Annotated in this window: 13 protein-coding genes; all 13 read left to right on the forward strand. The window is 57.9% G+C overall.

Going from position 1 to position 14,954, the window contains the following annotated elements:
* The first annotated feature begins 84 nt into the window (after window positions 1–84).
* The 13 genes from J8F10_RS06830 (at window position 85) to J8F10_RS06890 (ending at window position 14,880) form a co-directional block, all read left to right on the forward strand.
* Entirely contained in the window at window positions 85–732 is a 648-nt protein-coding gene (locus tag J8F10_RS06830) for an HNH endonuclease signature motif containing protein (RefSeq protein WP_210653100.1), read from the forward strand.
* Between the two features lie 77 nt (window positions 733–809).
* Window positions 810–1,646, forward strand: a complete 837-nt coding sequence (locus J8F10_RS06835) for a hypothetical protein (RefSeq protein WP_210653101.1) — start codon at window positions 810–812, stop codon at window positions 1,644–1,646.
* 155 nt (window positions 1,647–1,801) lie between these two features.
* A complete protein-coding gene (locus J8F10_RS06840; RefSeq protein ID WP_210653102.1) occupies window positions 1,802–4,273 on the forward strand; it encodes a VIT and vWA domain-containing protein in 2,472 nt (823 codons plus the stop codon).
* 210 nt (window positions 4,274–4,483) lie between these two features.
* Window positions 4,484–5,347: a sugar phosphate isomerase/epimerase family protein gene (locus J8F10_RS06845; RefSeq protein ID WP_246522991.1), complete on the forward strand. Its 864-nt coding sequence runs from the start codon at window positions 4,484–4,486 to the stop codon at window positions 5,345–5,347.
* 123 nt (window positions 5,348–5,470) lie between these two features.
* Window positions 5,471–6,400, forward strand: coding sequence for a ferredoxin--NADP reductase (locus J8F10_RS06850; RefSeq protein WP_210653103.1), 930 nt, complete (start codon window positions 5,471–5,473; stop codon window positions 6,398–6,400).
* Between the two features lie 9 nt (window positions 6,401–6,409).
* Window positions 6,410–7,279: a serine/threonine protein kinase gene (locus J8F10_RS06855; RefSeq protein WP_210653104.1), complete on the forward strand. Its 870-nt coding sequence runs from the start codon at window positions 6,410–6,412 to the stop codon at window positions 7,277–7,279.
* Between the two features lie 41 nt (window positions 7,280–7,320).
* The gene (locus J8F10_RS06860) at window positions 7,321–8,274 is read left to right on the forward strand and encodes an acetyl-CoA carboxylase carboxyltransferase subunit alpha (RefSeq protein ID WP_210653105.1); all 954 of its coding nucleotides are present in this window, start codon (window positions 7,321–7,323) and stop codon (window positions 8,272–8,274) included.
* A 220-nt stretch (window positions 8,275–8,494) separates the two neighbouring features.
* On the forward strand, window positions 8,495–9,784 hold the full coding sequence (locus J8F10_RS06865; protein WP_246522993.1) for a Gfo/Idh/MocA family protein: 1,290 nt from the start codon (window positions 8,495–8,497) through the stop codon (window positions 9,782–9,784).
* Between the two features lie 2 nt (window positions 9,785–9,786).
* The gene (locus tag J8F10_RS06870) at window positions 9,787–10,332 is read left to right on the forward strand and encodes an RNA 2'-phosphotransferase (protein ID WP_210653106.1); all 546 of its coding nucleotides are present in this window, start codon (window positions 9,787–9,789) and stop codon (window positions 10,330–10,332) included.
* Window positions 10,333–10,349: 17 nt separating this feature from the next.
* Window positions 10,350–11,756: an aminotransferase class III-fold pyridoxal phosphate-dependent enzyme gene (locus J8F10_RS06875; protein WP_210653107.1), complete on the forward strand. Its 1,407-nt coding sequence runs from the start codon at window positions 10,350–10,352 to the stop codon at window positions 11,754–11,756.
* Between the two features lie 15 nt (window positions 11,757–11,771).
* Window positions 11,772–12,779 carry a metal ABC transporter permease gene (locus J8F10_RS06880; RefSeq protein WP_210653108.1) on the forward strand — a complete coding sequence of 336 codons (1,008 nt, stop codon included), beginning with the start codon at window positions 11,772–11,774 and terminating at the stop codon, window positions 12,777–12,779.
* A 109-nt stretch (window positions 12,780–12,888) separates the two neighbouring features.
* Window positions 12,889–13,824, forward strand: a complete 936-nt coding sequence (locus tag J8F10_RS06885) for a permease (RefSeq protein WP_315854229.1) — start codon at window positions 12,889–12,891, stop codon at window positions 13,822–13,824.
* A 33-nt stretch (window positions 13,825–13,857) separates the two neighbouring features.
* Complete coding sequence (locus tag J8F10_RS06890) at window positions 13,858–14,880, forward strand: TIGR03943 family putative permease subunit (RefSeq protein WP_210653110.1); 1,023 nt, start codon at window positions 13,858–13,860, stop codon at window positions 14,878–14,880.
* Window positions 14,881–14,954: the final 74 nt, after the last annotated feature.

Below are 14,954 nucleotides of genomic sequence, written 5' to 3' on the forward strand. Positions count from 1 at the left end.
TAGTTGGGTAATATTCCATTACTAAACAATTGAGCACTGTTAAATTGGATGTCCAACAACCTCATTTAAAATACCACAACCGCCATGTCAAAAAAACAAACGAACCGTAGCCAAACACCAAAGAAAAAGTCCGTAGCGCAGCCAACTTTTAAACCAAAGGGCAAGACGACTCCAAATCAGCGCGAACTCACCGAACCATCTCGACCGACCGTAAAACGGCTTTTCGCCCTATCCGGAAACCGTTGTGCATTTCCAAACTGCCAAATTCCAATTGTTGACTCAATTAGTGGGTCAATCGTCGGCGAAATTTGTCACATCAAAGGAGAGAAGGAAGGCTCTGCACGACACGATCAAAATCAACAAAATTCAGAAAGGCATAGTTTCGACAACCTGATTCTACTGTGTGGTAGACATCATAAGGTAATTGACGACAACGAATCAAAGTATCCTGTCTCGTTCCTCATCAACGTGAAGGGCAAGCACGAAACAGGTCAACCAAAGACTCGAGCATTAAGCAACGAGCAGACTGACCGTCTAATTGCGTCGGTTCCGGGAAATCGAGTCGTCAATCGCACCACTGTCAAAACACGGAATCAGTTGGGAGGCATGAATGCTAACACAATTATCAATCAATTTACTTTACCCACGGACGACGAACAGGTCACTGTAGAGGGTTTGTTGAACATCGGGGCAGTCTGGAACTCATTGAAAAGATCGGCTGTCCTGGGTTAGAGTTGCGAGTTATCTGCCGATCTCGCAGACCGGCGAAGATAAGCAAAGCTGTAATCTGTGCCGAAGGCCGAGGGTTCGTGGCAGCGATGGAAGCAGGTTTCGGTGCATCGTTCAACTATGATCCGCCAGATGGACATGAAATCGAAACACTGATGCAGGAGTTGATTCCACTCTCGCCGCGTGACTCAGCGGAAGGGTACGTTCTCAATCGTGACGATGTTCGCCGGTTTTTCCTGCCAATGTGTATTCCAAATGTGGGTGTTTTCCTCACACTTCCTTCCAACCAAGTCAGTATTCGCGTCGAGTTCTTCGATCAATCCGTATGCACTCTGCTAGTGGGAGATAAAGTCCAAGCTGCCCTCAAAGGTGTGCTGGAAGTACACAGCGATCAGAAGTATGAATTGAAGGTATGCCCCCCTATGAGCATTAGCTGTACTTCTCGAAGGCATGCGCGAGTCGGCCGGCTTGTTGGAACTACCAACCCAAATCACGTTTCATTCGTTGCCGCTGCATTCCAACAGCCGAGTACTGGGCGCACCCGCAAGGTCGAATACGGCGTTGCCATCGGGGAAAACCCCGCTACTCAAGAACACACGATCGGTTTGCAACTCATCCACGCCGGTGATGAGCCGATCGATCAGCTCGTGGTTGCCTTTGTCGCTCAGGGATGTTCAGACTTGCCGTTCGTGGCGGGTCAGCAGGGACCATTTCCCCCAGGGGGAACGCGGACATTTACCTTGCCCTTTCGGACGGTCCCGGAACTGCAAAGATTGGTTGGCACACTAGCTCCTGATCACTTTGCAATTGTCATTCGTTCTGAGAACGAAGAGTTGCTCCGTCTCGCAGGCACACAGGTTCAGAGTATTGTCGCGTATTTGGAGAAAGTCACTCGTGGGGAAGTTAAGGAGACGTAACCAAATCCCACTGGCGGCTGCGAGGCGAGTTCACGTGCTCCGCCCGTAACCCCTTCGTAACAGCCCCGTCGCGTTCCAAGCGCATTTCCCGCAGCCGTCGTCATAATGACAGGCGCGTCGGCTCCGGCCGCGCTGTTCACACTTGGAGGTGCGCCATGCGGTTCCTGCGATCCACACTCGCCGTACTCGTCGCAGCGCTCGCGAGCGCCAGTTCCGCGTCCGCGTCGGGGATACTGATCCCCGAAGACAAGAAGCTCCCGCCCCTCGCGATGGTAAACCACAAGGTGACAGTCGCCATCGACGAACAGGTGGCGATCACCACCGTCGAGCAGACGTTCCGCAACCACACCGACCGCAACCTCGAAGCCACGTACCTGTTTCCGGTGCCCAAAGGGGCGAGCGTGGACAAGTTCACCATGTGGGTGGACGGCAAAGAGATGGGCGGCGAGCTCCTCGACGCCAAACACGCACACAAGGTTTACACCGACATCGTTCGGCGCACCCAAGACCCCGGGCTGCTCGAATACCTGGGGAACAGCCTGCTCCGGTTGAGCGTCTTCCCGGTGCCGCCGAAGGGCGATCAGAAGATCAAAATCAGCTACAAGTTCGTGGCGCAGAAGGACGGGAACGTCGTCGAGTACATCTACCCGCTCAAGACCGATGGCAAAGCCACCCGCACGCTCGAACAGTTCTCGGTGAACCTCACCATCAAGTCCCGGCACGCGGTCCAGAACGTGTACAGCCCGACGCACGCGATCACGACCACGCGCAAAGGCGACCGGGAAGTGAACGTCGCGTTCGAGCGCAACCAGGCGATTCTCGACAAGGATTTTCAGCTCTACTACGGCTTCGGCGACCAGGACATTGGGCTCACGCCGCTCCTCTACAAGCCGATCACCAGTGAGGACGGCTACTTCATGTTCCTGGTGTCGCCGCAAGTCGAAGCCGAAAAGAAGCGCGTCCCGCGCGACCTCGTGCTCGTGCTCGATACGTCGAGCAGCATGTCGGACATCAAGATGCAGCAAGCGAAGAAGGCGCTCAAGTTCTGCCTGACACAACTAAAGGCGGAAGACCGGTTCGCGATCCTGAAGTTCTCCACAAGCGTTATGCCATTCCGAGACAAACTCGTGGAGGCCAACAAGGACTATTTGGAAGCCGCAAACAAGTGGGTTGATGGGCTGAAGACCAGTGGCGGCACCGCGATTTGGCCCGCCCTCGACCAAGCCCTGGGGATGCGCTCGGACGACCCGTCGCGGCCGTTCACAATGGTATTTTTCACCGACGGTCAGCCGACTGTGGACGAAACGAACCCGGACAAGATCGTGAAAAATGTGATGGGGAAGAACAGCGGAAACACCCGCATCTTCACTTTTGGTGTGGGCGATGACGTGAACGCCGCGATGCTCGACCAGCTCGCCGATTCGACGCGCGCCATCGCGACTTACGTTCGCGAAGCCGAGGACATCGAATCGAAAGTTGCCAGCCTGTACGCGAAGATCAGTAACCCAGTTCTGACCGACGTGAAGCTCGCCACGACCGGCGGTATCCAACTCCACGAGATTTACCCGCCGAAACTCCCGGACTTGTTCCAGGGCACACAACTGGTCGTGATCGGTCGTTACACCGGCAACGGCCACTCCGCGATCAAACTCACCGGGATGGTGGGGAAGGAGAAGCAGGAGTTCGTTTACGAATTGAACTTCCCGCCCAAAACCGAGAGCGACACCGGTAAGGACTTCGTCGAACCGTTGTGGGCGCGCCGCAAGGTCGGGTACATCCTCGATCAGATCCGCGTGAATGGCGAAAAGAAGGAACTGATCGACGAAGTTGTGGCGCTGGCGAAGCGGTACGGGATCGCAACTCCGTACACGAGCCACCTCGTGGTGCCGGACGGCGCGATGCCGGTGGTCCCGCCGACCGTTCGGCCTGGTGATCCGAAGTTGCCGCGCCCGGTCACGTTCCCGGCTGCCCCGATTGCCGGGGGCGGCTTGGGTGCCGCGTCGGGTATCCTCGCCGGTCCGGGCGGGGCGCCGCAGCGCGTTGAAGACTTCGCAAAAAATCAGGCCGCTGGCGACAAGGGCGATGGCAAGAGCGGACTCGCGGGGAACCGCGGCATCATGACCGAGCAGCAAGTCAAGGAAGCCGTCGACAAGGTCAAAGCGGAGAAAGATCCGACCGCCCGAGCGAAGATGACCGAAGAGTTGATGCGGTATCAGGCCCAGAAAAAGACATGGGACGATGCCGATCGTGCGCTCAAGGGAGGGAAGAGCGGCTACCAGACGGGGCAGCTCGGCGTGGACCTCTCGTGTGCGGCAAACAACCTCCGCAACCAGGACCGCGTGAGCCTGACCGCGAACCGGCAAGTTTACGGCCGAAACTGCTTGGAAATCGGCGGTGTGTGGATCGATGATGCGTACAAGGCCGACACGAAATCGGTGACTGTGAAGGCCCAGAGCGATGCGTACTTCCGCATCCTCGAAAAGCACCCGCAAATCAAAGACGTGTACCGGCTCGGGAACCACGTTGTTTGGATGACACCGAGCGGTACGGCACTTGTCGTTGACCTGAACGGCGGCAAAGAAACGCTAGAAGACAGTGAAATCGACGCACTGTTCGTCAAGAAGTAGCTGATCTTGCTGAAACGCGGGTCGCACTGCATAGTCGGTGCGACCCGCAAAATTGTACACACAGTACGTCCGATAGTAAATGTTATGTAATGATTGAGAGCCGAGTGCTCTGACCCGAGTACGGAAGGGTGCTCGGCTCACGTTTTCTCATGGCGTTCCGCGTTCGAGGATGGCACAATCCAGCCGCCTTCTTACACAGGAGCTTCTCCCATGCTGTCGCGAAAGCTGGATCGCCGATCATTCCTCGCCACAACTGCGGCTACGACCGTCGGACTGTTAACCACTCGGACCGCATCGGCCGTAGAGGATTTCGCCGGGTTCGCAGTCGGCGTGCAGACCTACACGTTCCGCAACTTCGACCTGGAACAGATGCTGAAGCGGACAAAGGAACTCGGGCTAAAGTCGGGCGAGTTCTACGCCAAACACATCCCGATCGAGAGCCCGCCCGAGAAACTCAAAGCGATTCTCGCACTGTGCAAGGAATACGATGTAACGCCGATGGGGTTCGGGGTCGTCGGGTTCAGCAAGAACCACGAGGCGAACAAGAAGCTGTTCGACTTCGGCAAATCGATCGGTGTGAAGTACCTGAGCGCTGATCCGTCGATGGACAGTTTCGACAGCCTCGACAAACTGTGCGAAGAGTACAAGATCGCCATTGCGATTCACCCGCACGGGCCGGTCGGGGAAGGGAAGCGCCATCGGTGGTGGTCGGCAGAGCAGATTCTGAAGGCGGTCAAGGATCACCACAAACTCATCGGCACCTGCCTCGATACCGGACACCTCATCCGCATGGCCACGCTGGGGGAAAAGCTCGATCCGGCTGAACAGGTTAAGGTTATGGGCGATCGCAACTTCGCCTTGCACCTCAAGGACCACGACAACAAGAAGGACACCGATGTGCCGTTCGGTGACCCGACCGGTGTGCTCGATGTGCCCGCGGTGCTGAAGGCGCTCAAAGCCGTGAAATTCGCCGGACACATTGCGATCGAATACGAAGCAAACGCCGATAACCCGTCACCGGACATGAAGAAGTGCGTCGCGTTCGTTAAAGAGGCGGCCGCGAAGATCGCCTGACGCGGTCCGCGCACCTAAAATTGGGTGCGCGCCGTATAATCTTTCAGTAGGTACACGCACCCTCGCGGACCGGTCGCGGGGGTGTTGCGTTTTGTTTCCGCGCCCTCTCCAGGCAAGTACCAAATGACGGCTGAGGAAATCACCGAACTGCGACAACGGCGGTACAACGCGACCGTCGTATCACTGAAGCTCCTGAACCCCGATCTGATGGTCCTTCGAGTCAAACCGGACTTTCCCCGCCCACCGCACCACCCGGGGCAATACTGCACGCTCGGTTTGGGCTACTGGGAACGGCGCACGGAAGGTTGCCAGCTCGAAGCGCTCGGTGCCGGGGACGAGACGAAAGTCGTCCGCCGGGCCTATTCGATTAGCTCTTCGATTTACGGCGAACCCGGGCGCCTCATGCGCCTGGAAGACAACGACTGGCTCGAGTTTTACATTGTACTTGTGCGCGAGAACGCGGACGGTCGCGTGCCGGCGCTGACCCCGCGATTGTTCTCACTCGGTGAAGGCGATCGCATTCAGATCGGCGAGCGGATTACGGGGCACTACACGCTCGACCCGGTGAAACCCGGGGATAATGTGATCTTCCTCGGCACCGGGACCGGCGAAGCGCCCCACAACTACATGACGTGGGAGCTTCTCAGCCGCGGTCACACGGGGAAGATCGTCAATGCGTGCTGCGTGCGGTACGCTCGCGATCTCGGCTACCGTGATACGCACAACCACCTGATGGGGCAGTTCCCGAACTACATCTACCTCGCGCTGACAACGCGCGAGCCGGGAGCCACGCGAAAGGTTTACATCCAGGATCTGATTACGAGTGGGGAACTCGAAGAGCGAATCGGCGAACTTCTCGACCCGGCAAAAACGCACGTATTCTTGTGTGGCAACCCGAAGATGATTGGCGTGCCACACCGGGATCGGGAAACCGGAACTCTGACGTATCCGCAGCCCGTTGGTGTGATCGAGGTACTGGAGGCGCGCGGCTTCAAAGCCGATATTGCAGCAGTGAAGCTCAAGGGCAATGTTCACTTTGAAGAATACTGGTAAGGAGTTCGGATGGCGGATATTAACACGACGCTCGCCGGTTACCGCTTGCGCTCGCTGCTCCAGACCGGTCAGACGTCGCAAGTGTTCGAGGTCGTGGAGTTGCAGAGTAACCGGCACTTCGCGATGAAGGTTCTGCTGCCGGAAGCGGCGGAGAAACCCGAGCAACGTCGCGCGCTGTTCAACGAGGCCGAAATCGGGGTCAAGTTGACGCACGCGAACGTGATCCGCATCGTCAAAGTGAACCGCGCCAAGGACACGCCCCACTTCATCATGGAGTTTTTCCCCTCGGGTAGTCTTCGGCTGCGCGTCCAGGCCAAGGACTTCACGTTCATCAGGGAACACGCGCGAAAGATCTTTAAGGGTGCTGCGACCGGATTGGCGTACATGAACGCGAGCGGGTACGTTCACCGCGACGTGAAGCCGGACAACATTCTGGTGAACTCACTCGGTGACACAAAGATGATCGACTTCGCCATCTCCAAGCCGATCCCCACCGGCTTCGCGAAATGGTTCTACCGAAAGAGTAAACCGCAGGGCACGCCGAGTTTCATGAGCCCCGAACAAATCAGCGACGAGATGCCGGACGGTCGGTCGGACATCTACAGTTACGGCTGCACCCTGTACGAACTGACGACCGGCCGGCCGCCGTTTCGCGGCACGTCGATGAACGACTTGCTCGGTCGACACTTTACAGAAAAACCGTCCGGGCCGGCGATGTACAACCCGGATCTCACCGATGAGTTCTCCGCATTCGTTCTGAAGTTACTGGCGAAGAAGAAGACCGATCGCCCCGCTAATTTTCACGAAGTTTTGATTGAATTGCGCAAGGTTAAGCAGATTTACAAGTCAGTTGTGGAGAAAGACGTCGAGGAAATGTAGGGCTTTGTTCCTCGGCCGATCCACTGGTTGAAAGGTGACTCATGGTTCCCGAGCCGTTACCGTTCGAGCAAGACATTCACGACCTCGAGGTAGAACTCGCCCGACTTGAGGCCGGTCCAGATACAGAAGGCGCGAGCGAAACGGTAAAGAAAATCCGTAAAGACCTAGCTGCGCTCAAGAAGCAAAAGTACGCAAATCTGACCGCCTGGGAAACGATCCTTGTATCACGCCACCGCGACCGCCCGCAGTTTCTCGATTACGTGGACATGGTGTTCGAGGAGTTCGTCGAACTCCACGGCGACCGCGCGATCGGTGATGACCGTGCAATTCGCACCGGTTTCGCGCGATTGGACGGCCAAAAGGTCATGCTGATCGGCCACCAAAAAGGGAAAACTCTCGCGGAACGGCAACAGTGTTACTACGGGTGCGCTCACCCAGAAGGATACCGGAAAGCGCTCGCCAAAATGCGCCTCGCGGCAAAGTACCGCATCCCGATCGTGTGTCTGATTGACACCCCTGGTGCATTTCCTGGGATCGGGGCCGAAGAACGCGGTCAGGCTCAGCTCATTGCAACCAGCATTCTGGAAATGACAAAACTGGCGACGCCAATCGTGTGCGTTGTCATTGGTGAAGGCGGATCGGGTGGCGCGCTGGGCATCGGCGTCGGGGACGCGGTCGGGATGCTCCAGCACGCCTACTACTCGGTAATCAGCCCAGAAGGTTGCGCAGGTATTTTGTGGAAGGTCGCAACGGACGAATCAAAGCCTCGAGCCGCAGACGCTCTAAAACTGACGGCGGCGGACCTGAAAGGATTCGGTGTCATTGACACAATTGTGTCGGAACCGCTCGGCGGTGCTCACCGTGATCCGCGTGCGATGGCGACGTCACTGAAGACACATCTCTCTCGTGAGTTGCGCGGATTGGTAACGCAGACTGACGACGCACTTTTAGCAGGTCGTTACGACAAGTTTCGTCGTATGGGTTTGTTTGCATAGTCGTTTTTTATCTCTAATTGAGGTTGTACTCTCTATGGTACTAACTTTGCCCAGTTAACATTACATAATATCAATTATCGGACATGATGAGTAGGACCCGAATGTATTGCAAATAAAAGCGGTAACCATTTTTGTGTCCGATAATGTATCTTATGTATTCAGAATACTTATTTTCCTAACTTTATTCGGTGTCACTGAAGAGTCACAATAAAATGGCCCAATGTTCGACTTCACAAAGCAAACGCCTCGGATTCGATGCGGGATGATCGGCTTCGGGATGATCTTCGACGAGACTTATCGTCCAGTTTTCGAGCAGCAAAATCCTCTACCCTTCTTGGCCAGCAATCATCGGTCGTTTGCAATTCAACTCAGCGCCGTCGCAACTCGAACTGGCGCTCGAACTGCACGTTATCTCGCATCCGAAAACGGTCAGCGATTGCGGTTCGAGAACTTCTTTGGTCCGAACGCGGTCACGCAACTTCTAGCCTCAGATGTCGATGCCGTCTGCGTCGCGACCCCAGATGACCGACACTTTGCGGCCGCAAGCGATGCACTTCGCGCCCAAAAACACGTCCTCATCGAAAAGCCGTCCGTTCTCTCGCTCACAGAACTCGATGAAATTACAAGACTCGCGGCCGAAAAGTCCGTGCTCGCTAAGGTCGTTTACCACAAACTTGCCGACCCCGACCACAAGAAACTTCGCACTCTTTACCAGGACGGAACACTTCAGCACGTCAATAACGGCTACTGCTCACTCTTGGAGCCGAAATCGATTAGCGGCGGCCAATTTGCCGAGTGGATTTCAGGCCGAAATCCGGCCACTTACGTTGCGGTTCATTACCTCAAACTGATCGATTTTACCTTCGGGCCGAACTGGGCGCTGAATCGCATTTCAGCAACCGGTCAGAGAGGAATCGTTGGACCCGCGGACGGCCCGACATGGGACTCGGTACAGCTCCAAGTTGTTTACAGGCATCCAGATGCGCGAGAGTCTGCGTTTGATATTCACACGAGTTGGGTCACGCCCGATAACTTTCCGGGCTACGTCGAGCAGGAAGTCCAGTTCCGCTTCGACAACGCGGTTTGGTGCGCCCACCAGCGCAAACGCGGCGTCGAACTCACCGTGGAAAATCGCACGCCGGGCGAACTCAAGAACACTCCGAACTATCACTACAACGGAACGTTTCTCGAACCGTGGGGAGAACGGTCTCAACGCGGCTACGGGATCGAAGTCATCGAGCGGTTCTTTCAAGAAGTCGCGTTCGTCGAGTTCGGCGGGCCAAACGAGGCGCGCGACGAGCGCCTCGCGCAAATGCGGGCACTCGCTTACAACGACATTGCAGCCGATCGGAACTGCGTCGCCGTTGTGCAGAGCCTCGAAGCGATCCTCGCACGGGCCGTCGCAGGTGCTCCGGGCTGCATTGTGAAAGTGAACGGTCACGCGGGCGGTCTCGCGCTCTACGAACCCGGCAACGCGACACCGCTCATTCTTTACGAAGGACGGGTTTAGCCGTGGACGAAAAGAAACGGATTCGCCTGAGCAAGTTCGTGTCAAAGGTGCTGCGCCATGAACCCGATTCGATCGGGATCACACTCGAACCCGGGGGTTGGGTACCCATAGTCGATCTGCTTTCTGGACTCACAAAGGCTGGTACTCAGACGTCGCGTGAAGAGTTAAACGCGGTTGTCGCAAACTGTGAAAAACAGCGTTTCGCGTTCGACGAGACCGCCACGAAGATTCGCGCCAACCAGGGGCACTCAACCGAAGTCGATCTGCAACTCGAAGAAGCCGAACCGCCCGCAGAACTATTTCACGGAACCGCGCACAACACGGTACCGGTGATACTGCGCGACGGCCTTCTCAAAATGGCCCGGCACCACGTCCACCTCTCCGCCGATACGACAACCGCTGCCAAAGTCGGACAGAGACACGGCAAGCCCGTCGTACTCGTAGTAGATACCGCAAAAATGCGGGCCGACGGGCACATTTTTTACCGCTCCGCAAACGGCGTGTGGCTTGTCGAACACGTCGCGCCAGAGTACCTTCGGGTGCAGTAAGTACCCGGAGAACACAGATGCCCCCACCCGTTCAACACGCGCGCGAGCCGGACTCGAACGCCGGCCGCGCGGAACTCGCCCACATCGAACCTCACTCCCTCCGCACGTTCACACCCACCCAGGCCGTTCTCGCCCACAGTGCCGGCGTCTACCACTGGACGCCCGAGGGCCGGCGCCTTTACGACTTCTCGTCCGGCGTGCTCGTTTCCAACCTCGGCCACAACCCGACCGACTGGATGCGCGCGTACTTTCGCTACATGAACTGGAACAACTTCCAGGACGCATCCGATTCACTGCACCCGGGACAAGTTCCATCGGGATTCACTCCGGCCGTGCCGATGACGGCTTACAACGCAATCACACCCGTTGAAGTCGGAGCCACCAAGCGCTTACTCGCTCTAATGCGCAAAGCGCCCGGCGGGGGCCGGATGGAACAGGTGATGTGGGCCGCGTCGGGATCAGAAGCCATCCAAAAAGCAATCTGGGCTTCGTTAGCACGCGATCGCACGCGACCGATAATCTTGGCGACGCGCTTCGGCTTTCACGGCAAAAAGGGTCTGGCGAACGCTGTAACGGGGTCCGAAACTGACACCGAACGCGATCCGCGCGTCCGGTTCATTTCTTTCCCGATGGCAGAATGTCGCGACCTCACGACGCGCGACGAGCCGTTCAATTTCGCTCCTTACCAGAAGGAGTTGGACGCCCTGCTCCACCAGTTCGGCGCAAAAATCGGCACCCTGATTACAGAACCGTACCTCGGTGGCGGCGGATCGTACCACCCGCCAAAAGGTTACCTCAAAGGGTTACAGCAGTTCTGCCGGGCGAACGACATCGTCTTCATCCTGGACGAAGTCCAATCGAACTTCGGTCGAACGGGAGCGATGTTCGCCTACGAGACTTACGGCCTCGAACCAGATGTCGTAGTGTTAGGGAAGGGACTCGGGAACGGTATCCCCGTGGCGGCCGCGGTCGGGAGCGCGGGCATCTTCGGTTCGCTGGGGTACGGCGAGGGTTCCGACACTTGGAGCGCGAACCCGCTCTGTTGCGCGGCCGTACAAGCGACACTGGACGTATTCGAGAGCCGCGATGTAATCGCGGGCATGAAGGCAAGCTCCGCGGTCCTCGAACGCGGTCTACTTGCGCTAAAAGAACTACCCTTTGTGTCCCAAATTCGTGGCGAACTCGGCGGAATGGTATGGGGCATCGAGATGTGCGATCACGGGGACCGCACGGCCGCGGAGTGGGCGAATGAGTTCGTTCTCGAGTGCTACCGGGGCGACGGCGCGAACACCGACGGCATTCACCTGCTCGGCCCGCTGGCGAAGAAAGTCGTTCGGATCTCGCCCCCGCTCGTGATCACCCCCGAAGAAGCGACCGCGGCTATGGGGCTCGTACTCCACTGTGCCCGCCGCATGGCCGGTTAAGCTGCTGAGGATTTCATGCCCGACGTGTGGATGTCAGATCTGATCCGGTGGATCGCCGATGCCGTCGGTACAGATCTCTTCGTGGTGAAAAGCGTCCTCACGCTCCTCGTCATGTGTCTGCTGTGTGGCTTGGTCGGCGCGATGGTCGTCGGGAACCGGATGGCGTTCTTCAGCGATGCGATGGCCCACTGTGCGTTCGCGGGGGTCGCGCTCGGCTACATGAGCGTGCTGCTGGGACAAGGTGACAAGGAAACAGCGACCTGGCTGGTGCCGCTAGTAATGGTGGCGTTCGGAGTTGCTGTCGGTATCTCGATGATCTACGTCCGAGACCGAACCGGACTCGCGCACGACACCGTCATAGGCGTCTTCTTCGCACTCGCGCTCGGCTTCGGGGCCATGCTTACCAAAATGGTTCAAAAGGTGAGCAATGTGAACCTGGAAATCTTCCTCTTCGGGAACCTGGTGTTCATTCCCGAAACCGACCTTCTCTATTTGTGTTGCGTGCTCGTTTTGGTTGTGTGCGTGTTCTTGTGGCGCTACAACCAGCTCATGTTCGCGAGCTTCAACCCGAGCCTCGCGCGCACGCGGCGGATGAACGTGACCCTCAACAACTACATTTTCATCGTGCTCCTCGCGCTCGTGGTGAATCTGTCGATCAAGGCCGTCGGCGCTCTGCTCATCAACGCCCTGCTCATCGTCCCGGCCGCCACTGCCGCGAACGTGTCGCGGAGTTTGCGTCAGATGTTCTGGCTCACGGTGGCGTTCTCCCTCGCATCGGGGGGCATCGGGTACTGGCTGAGTCGGAGTATGACGCTTTCGATCGGGCCGATTCGTGACGTACCGTTCAGCCCCAGTGGGGTCATCGTGGTCGTAACGGTCGGGATGTTCTTCGGGTCTATGAGCGCGGTCGCGGTCTGGAACCGGTTCGCCCCGATCTTCGGCGGGAAGCAGTTCCGCGGGTTCCACGCCCACGGCGCGGACGACCCTTGCGGGGCCGATCACCCGTTCGGACAATGCCCCTGAGCCCTGAACCACTCCATCGGTTCTGGCGTAATAACTGTGTCCCACCGTTCTCGCGTCGGGTGATCTGGTGCAGCCAAGTATCTACGACTTTCTCTTCAATTTTAGTTCCGTGTTGTGGGAGGCGATGCCGTTCGTCGTCCTCGGCGCGCTCGTCGCGGGCGTCCTCGAAGAGTTCCTGCCGCAAGAGTTCCTCACGCGACTGCTGCCGAAGTCCGTGCTCCCGGCGGTGATGATCGGCGCGGTGCTCGGCCTGCTCTTTCCGATGTGCGAGTGCGGCATCGTGGTCGTGATGCGCCGCCTGCTCCGCAAGGGCCTGCCGCTCTCGTGCTGCATCGCGTACATGCTGGCCGGCCCGATCATCAACGGCGTGGTGATCTTCAGCACGTGGATCGCGTTCCGCGATCACAAGATCGGTCCCGAGATGGTCGGGCTGCGCGTGGGCTTGGCCTTCGTGATCGCGTGCGCGACGGGGTTGATCGTTCACCTCCAGTACAAGAAGTACGGCAACGCGCTCCTGACGCCGTTGACCGCCCCCCCACCCGTCCAGGTGGATGACGCGAACGAGCCACGAATCGAGCGGCCCCGACAGCCGTTTATGCAGCGCCTGGGAAACATCTCCTCGACCGCGCTCCACGACTTCGTGGACATCATGGTGTTCCTGATTCTCGGTTCGGTGCTGGCCGCGCTCGCGCGGGTGTACATCACCGAGCAGCAGATCGAGGTCATTTCGCGCGACCAGCCGTTCCTCGCGATCCCGGCGATGATGTTCCTCGCGGTGGTGATGTGCCTGTGTAGCGAGGCCGATGCGTTCGTCGCCGCGAGTTTCACCAAAATGCACGTGAGTGCGAAGATCGCGTTCCTCGTGCTCGGTCCGATGCTCGATTTGAAGCTCATACTGATGTACACGCGCGTGTTCCGTCTTCGGCTCATCGTCACGATCGCGACGAGTGTCGTGATTCAGGTGTTAGTCTTGTGCGTGGCTCTGCACCTGATTTACCAAGCCAGCGGTTGGACCGGGTTGCCCGCGGGCGCCACACTCAAGTGATTTGAACGGGTGGTCACAAAAGGAGACGAGACCGTGGCACACAATCACGCCGGATGCCAGTCGCCCCGCGACTACTTTACCGAGCAACTGCTCACCATCCTCGTGTGCGGCGGGCTGGGTTTTGTTGCCGTTCAGCTCTACCTGAACGACATGCTGAAGCACATTCTCGCGCCGCAATTCCACCTGCCGGTGCTGATCGGCGGGATCGCGGTGTTCGTGCTGGTCGCGTTGCGGGGCCTCGCGGTGTGGCGCGAAGCGGGCGCGCTGGTGCCCGCGACCGACGACCCCACGTGTCAGGTGAACCACGTCCACACGGCCAACTGTAATCACTTGCCGGGGTTGCCGGGCGGCGAAGCCGACCCGAACCTCGTGGACGATCACGGCCACAGTCACGACATGTCCTGGATGTTCGCCCGGATGTTAATCCTGGTCTTCCCGATCGCCCTATTTGCTCTCGGTATTCCGAATTCCGGTCTCAGTTCCGAGGCACAGGAAAAGAAGCTGGGTTTGGAGGCCGCACTCGATCCGGAAACGCTCAAGGAACGCGCAAAAGACGCGAAAGTCGAGGACGTTAAAACCGATGCCGATGGCAACACCACTCGCACCCTGCGCACAGGATCCGGGCTAATGCTGCGAGAAGTTACAACAAAAGACGGAAACGTAACACTGAACGTCATCGCGCAGGGCGGTGAGGAAATGCGATTCAACACGCTCGCAGAAGCGGCGGGTGACGCCGACAAACGGAAGTCTTACGAAGGGCAAACGGCGATCATGGAGGGGCGGTTCCGCCCGATACAGGGTGCCAGCGGCAAAGAGTTCACACTGTTCCGGATGAAAATGACGTGCTGCGGGTCGGACACGGTGCCGATCAAGGTGCGAATCATCGCGCCCCACTCCGTCGACCGACAGTATTTCGATTGGGTTCGTGTAAAGGGTGTCATCCAGTTCCGTCAGATACCGGGTCAAGACGGCTATATTCCGGTCCTCATGCTCGGGGACGTTACCGACATCCAGCTCATCCCGAACAACCAGATCAAGAACGAGTACGAGTTCTAGTCCGGTTCCGGTTTCCTTGTAACGAGCCGCGACCACAAGGGAGTGGTACCTCCCGTTCCGTTGTGGTCGCGGCT

Origin of the sequence: Gemmata palustris (genome assembly GCF_017939745.1) — a bacterium.
GTDB classification, from domain to species: domain Bacteria; phylum Planctomycetota; class Planctomycetia; order Gemmatales; family Gemmataceae; genus Gemmata; species Gemmata palustris.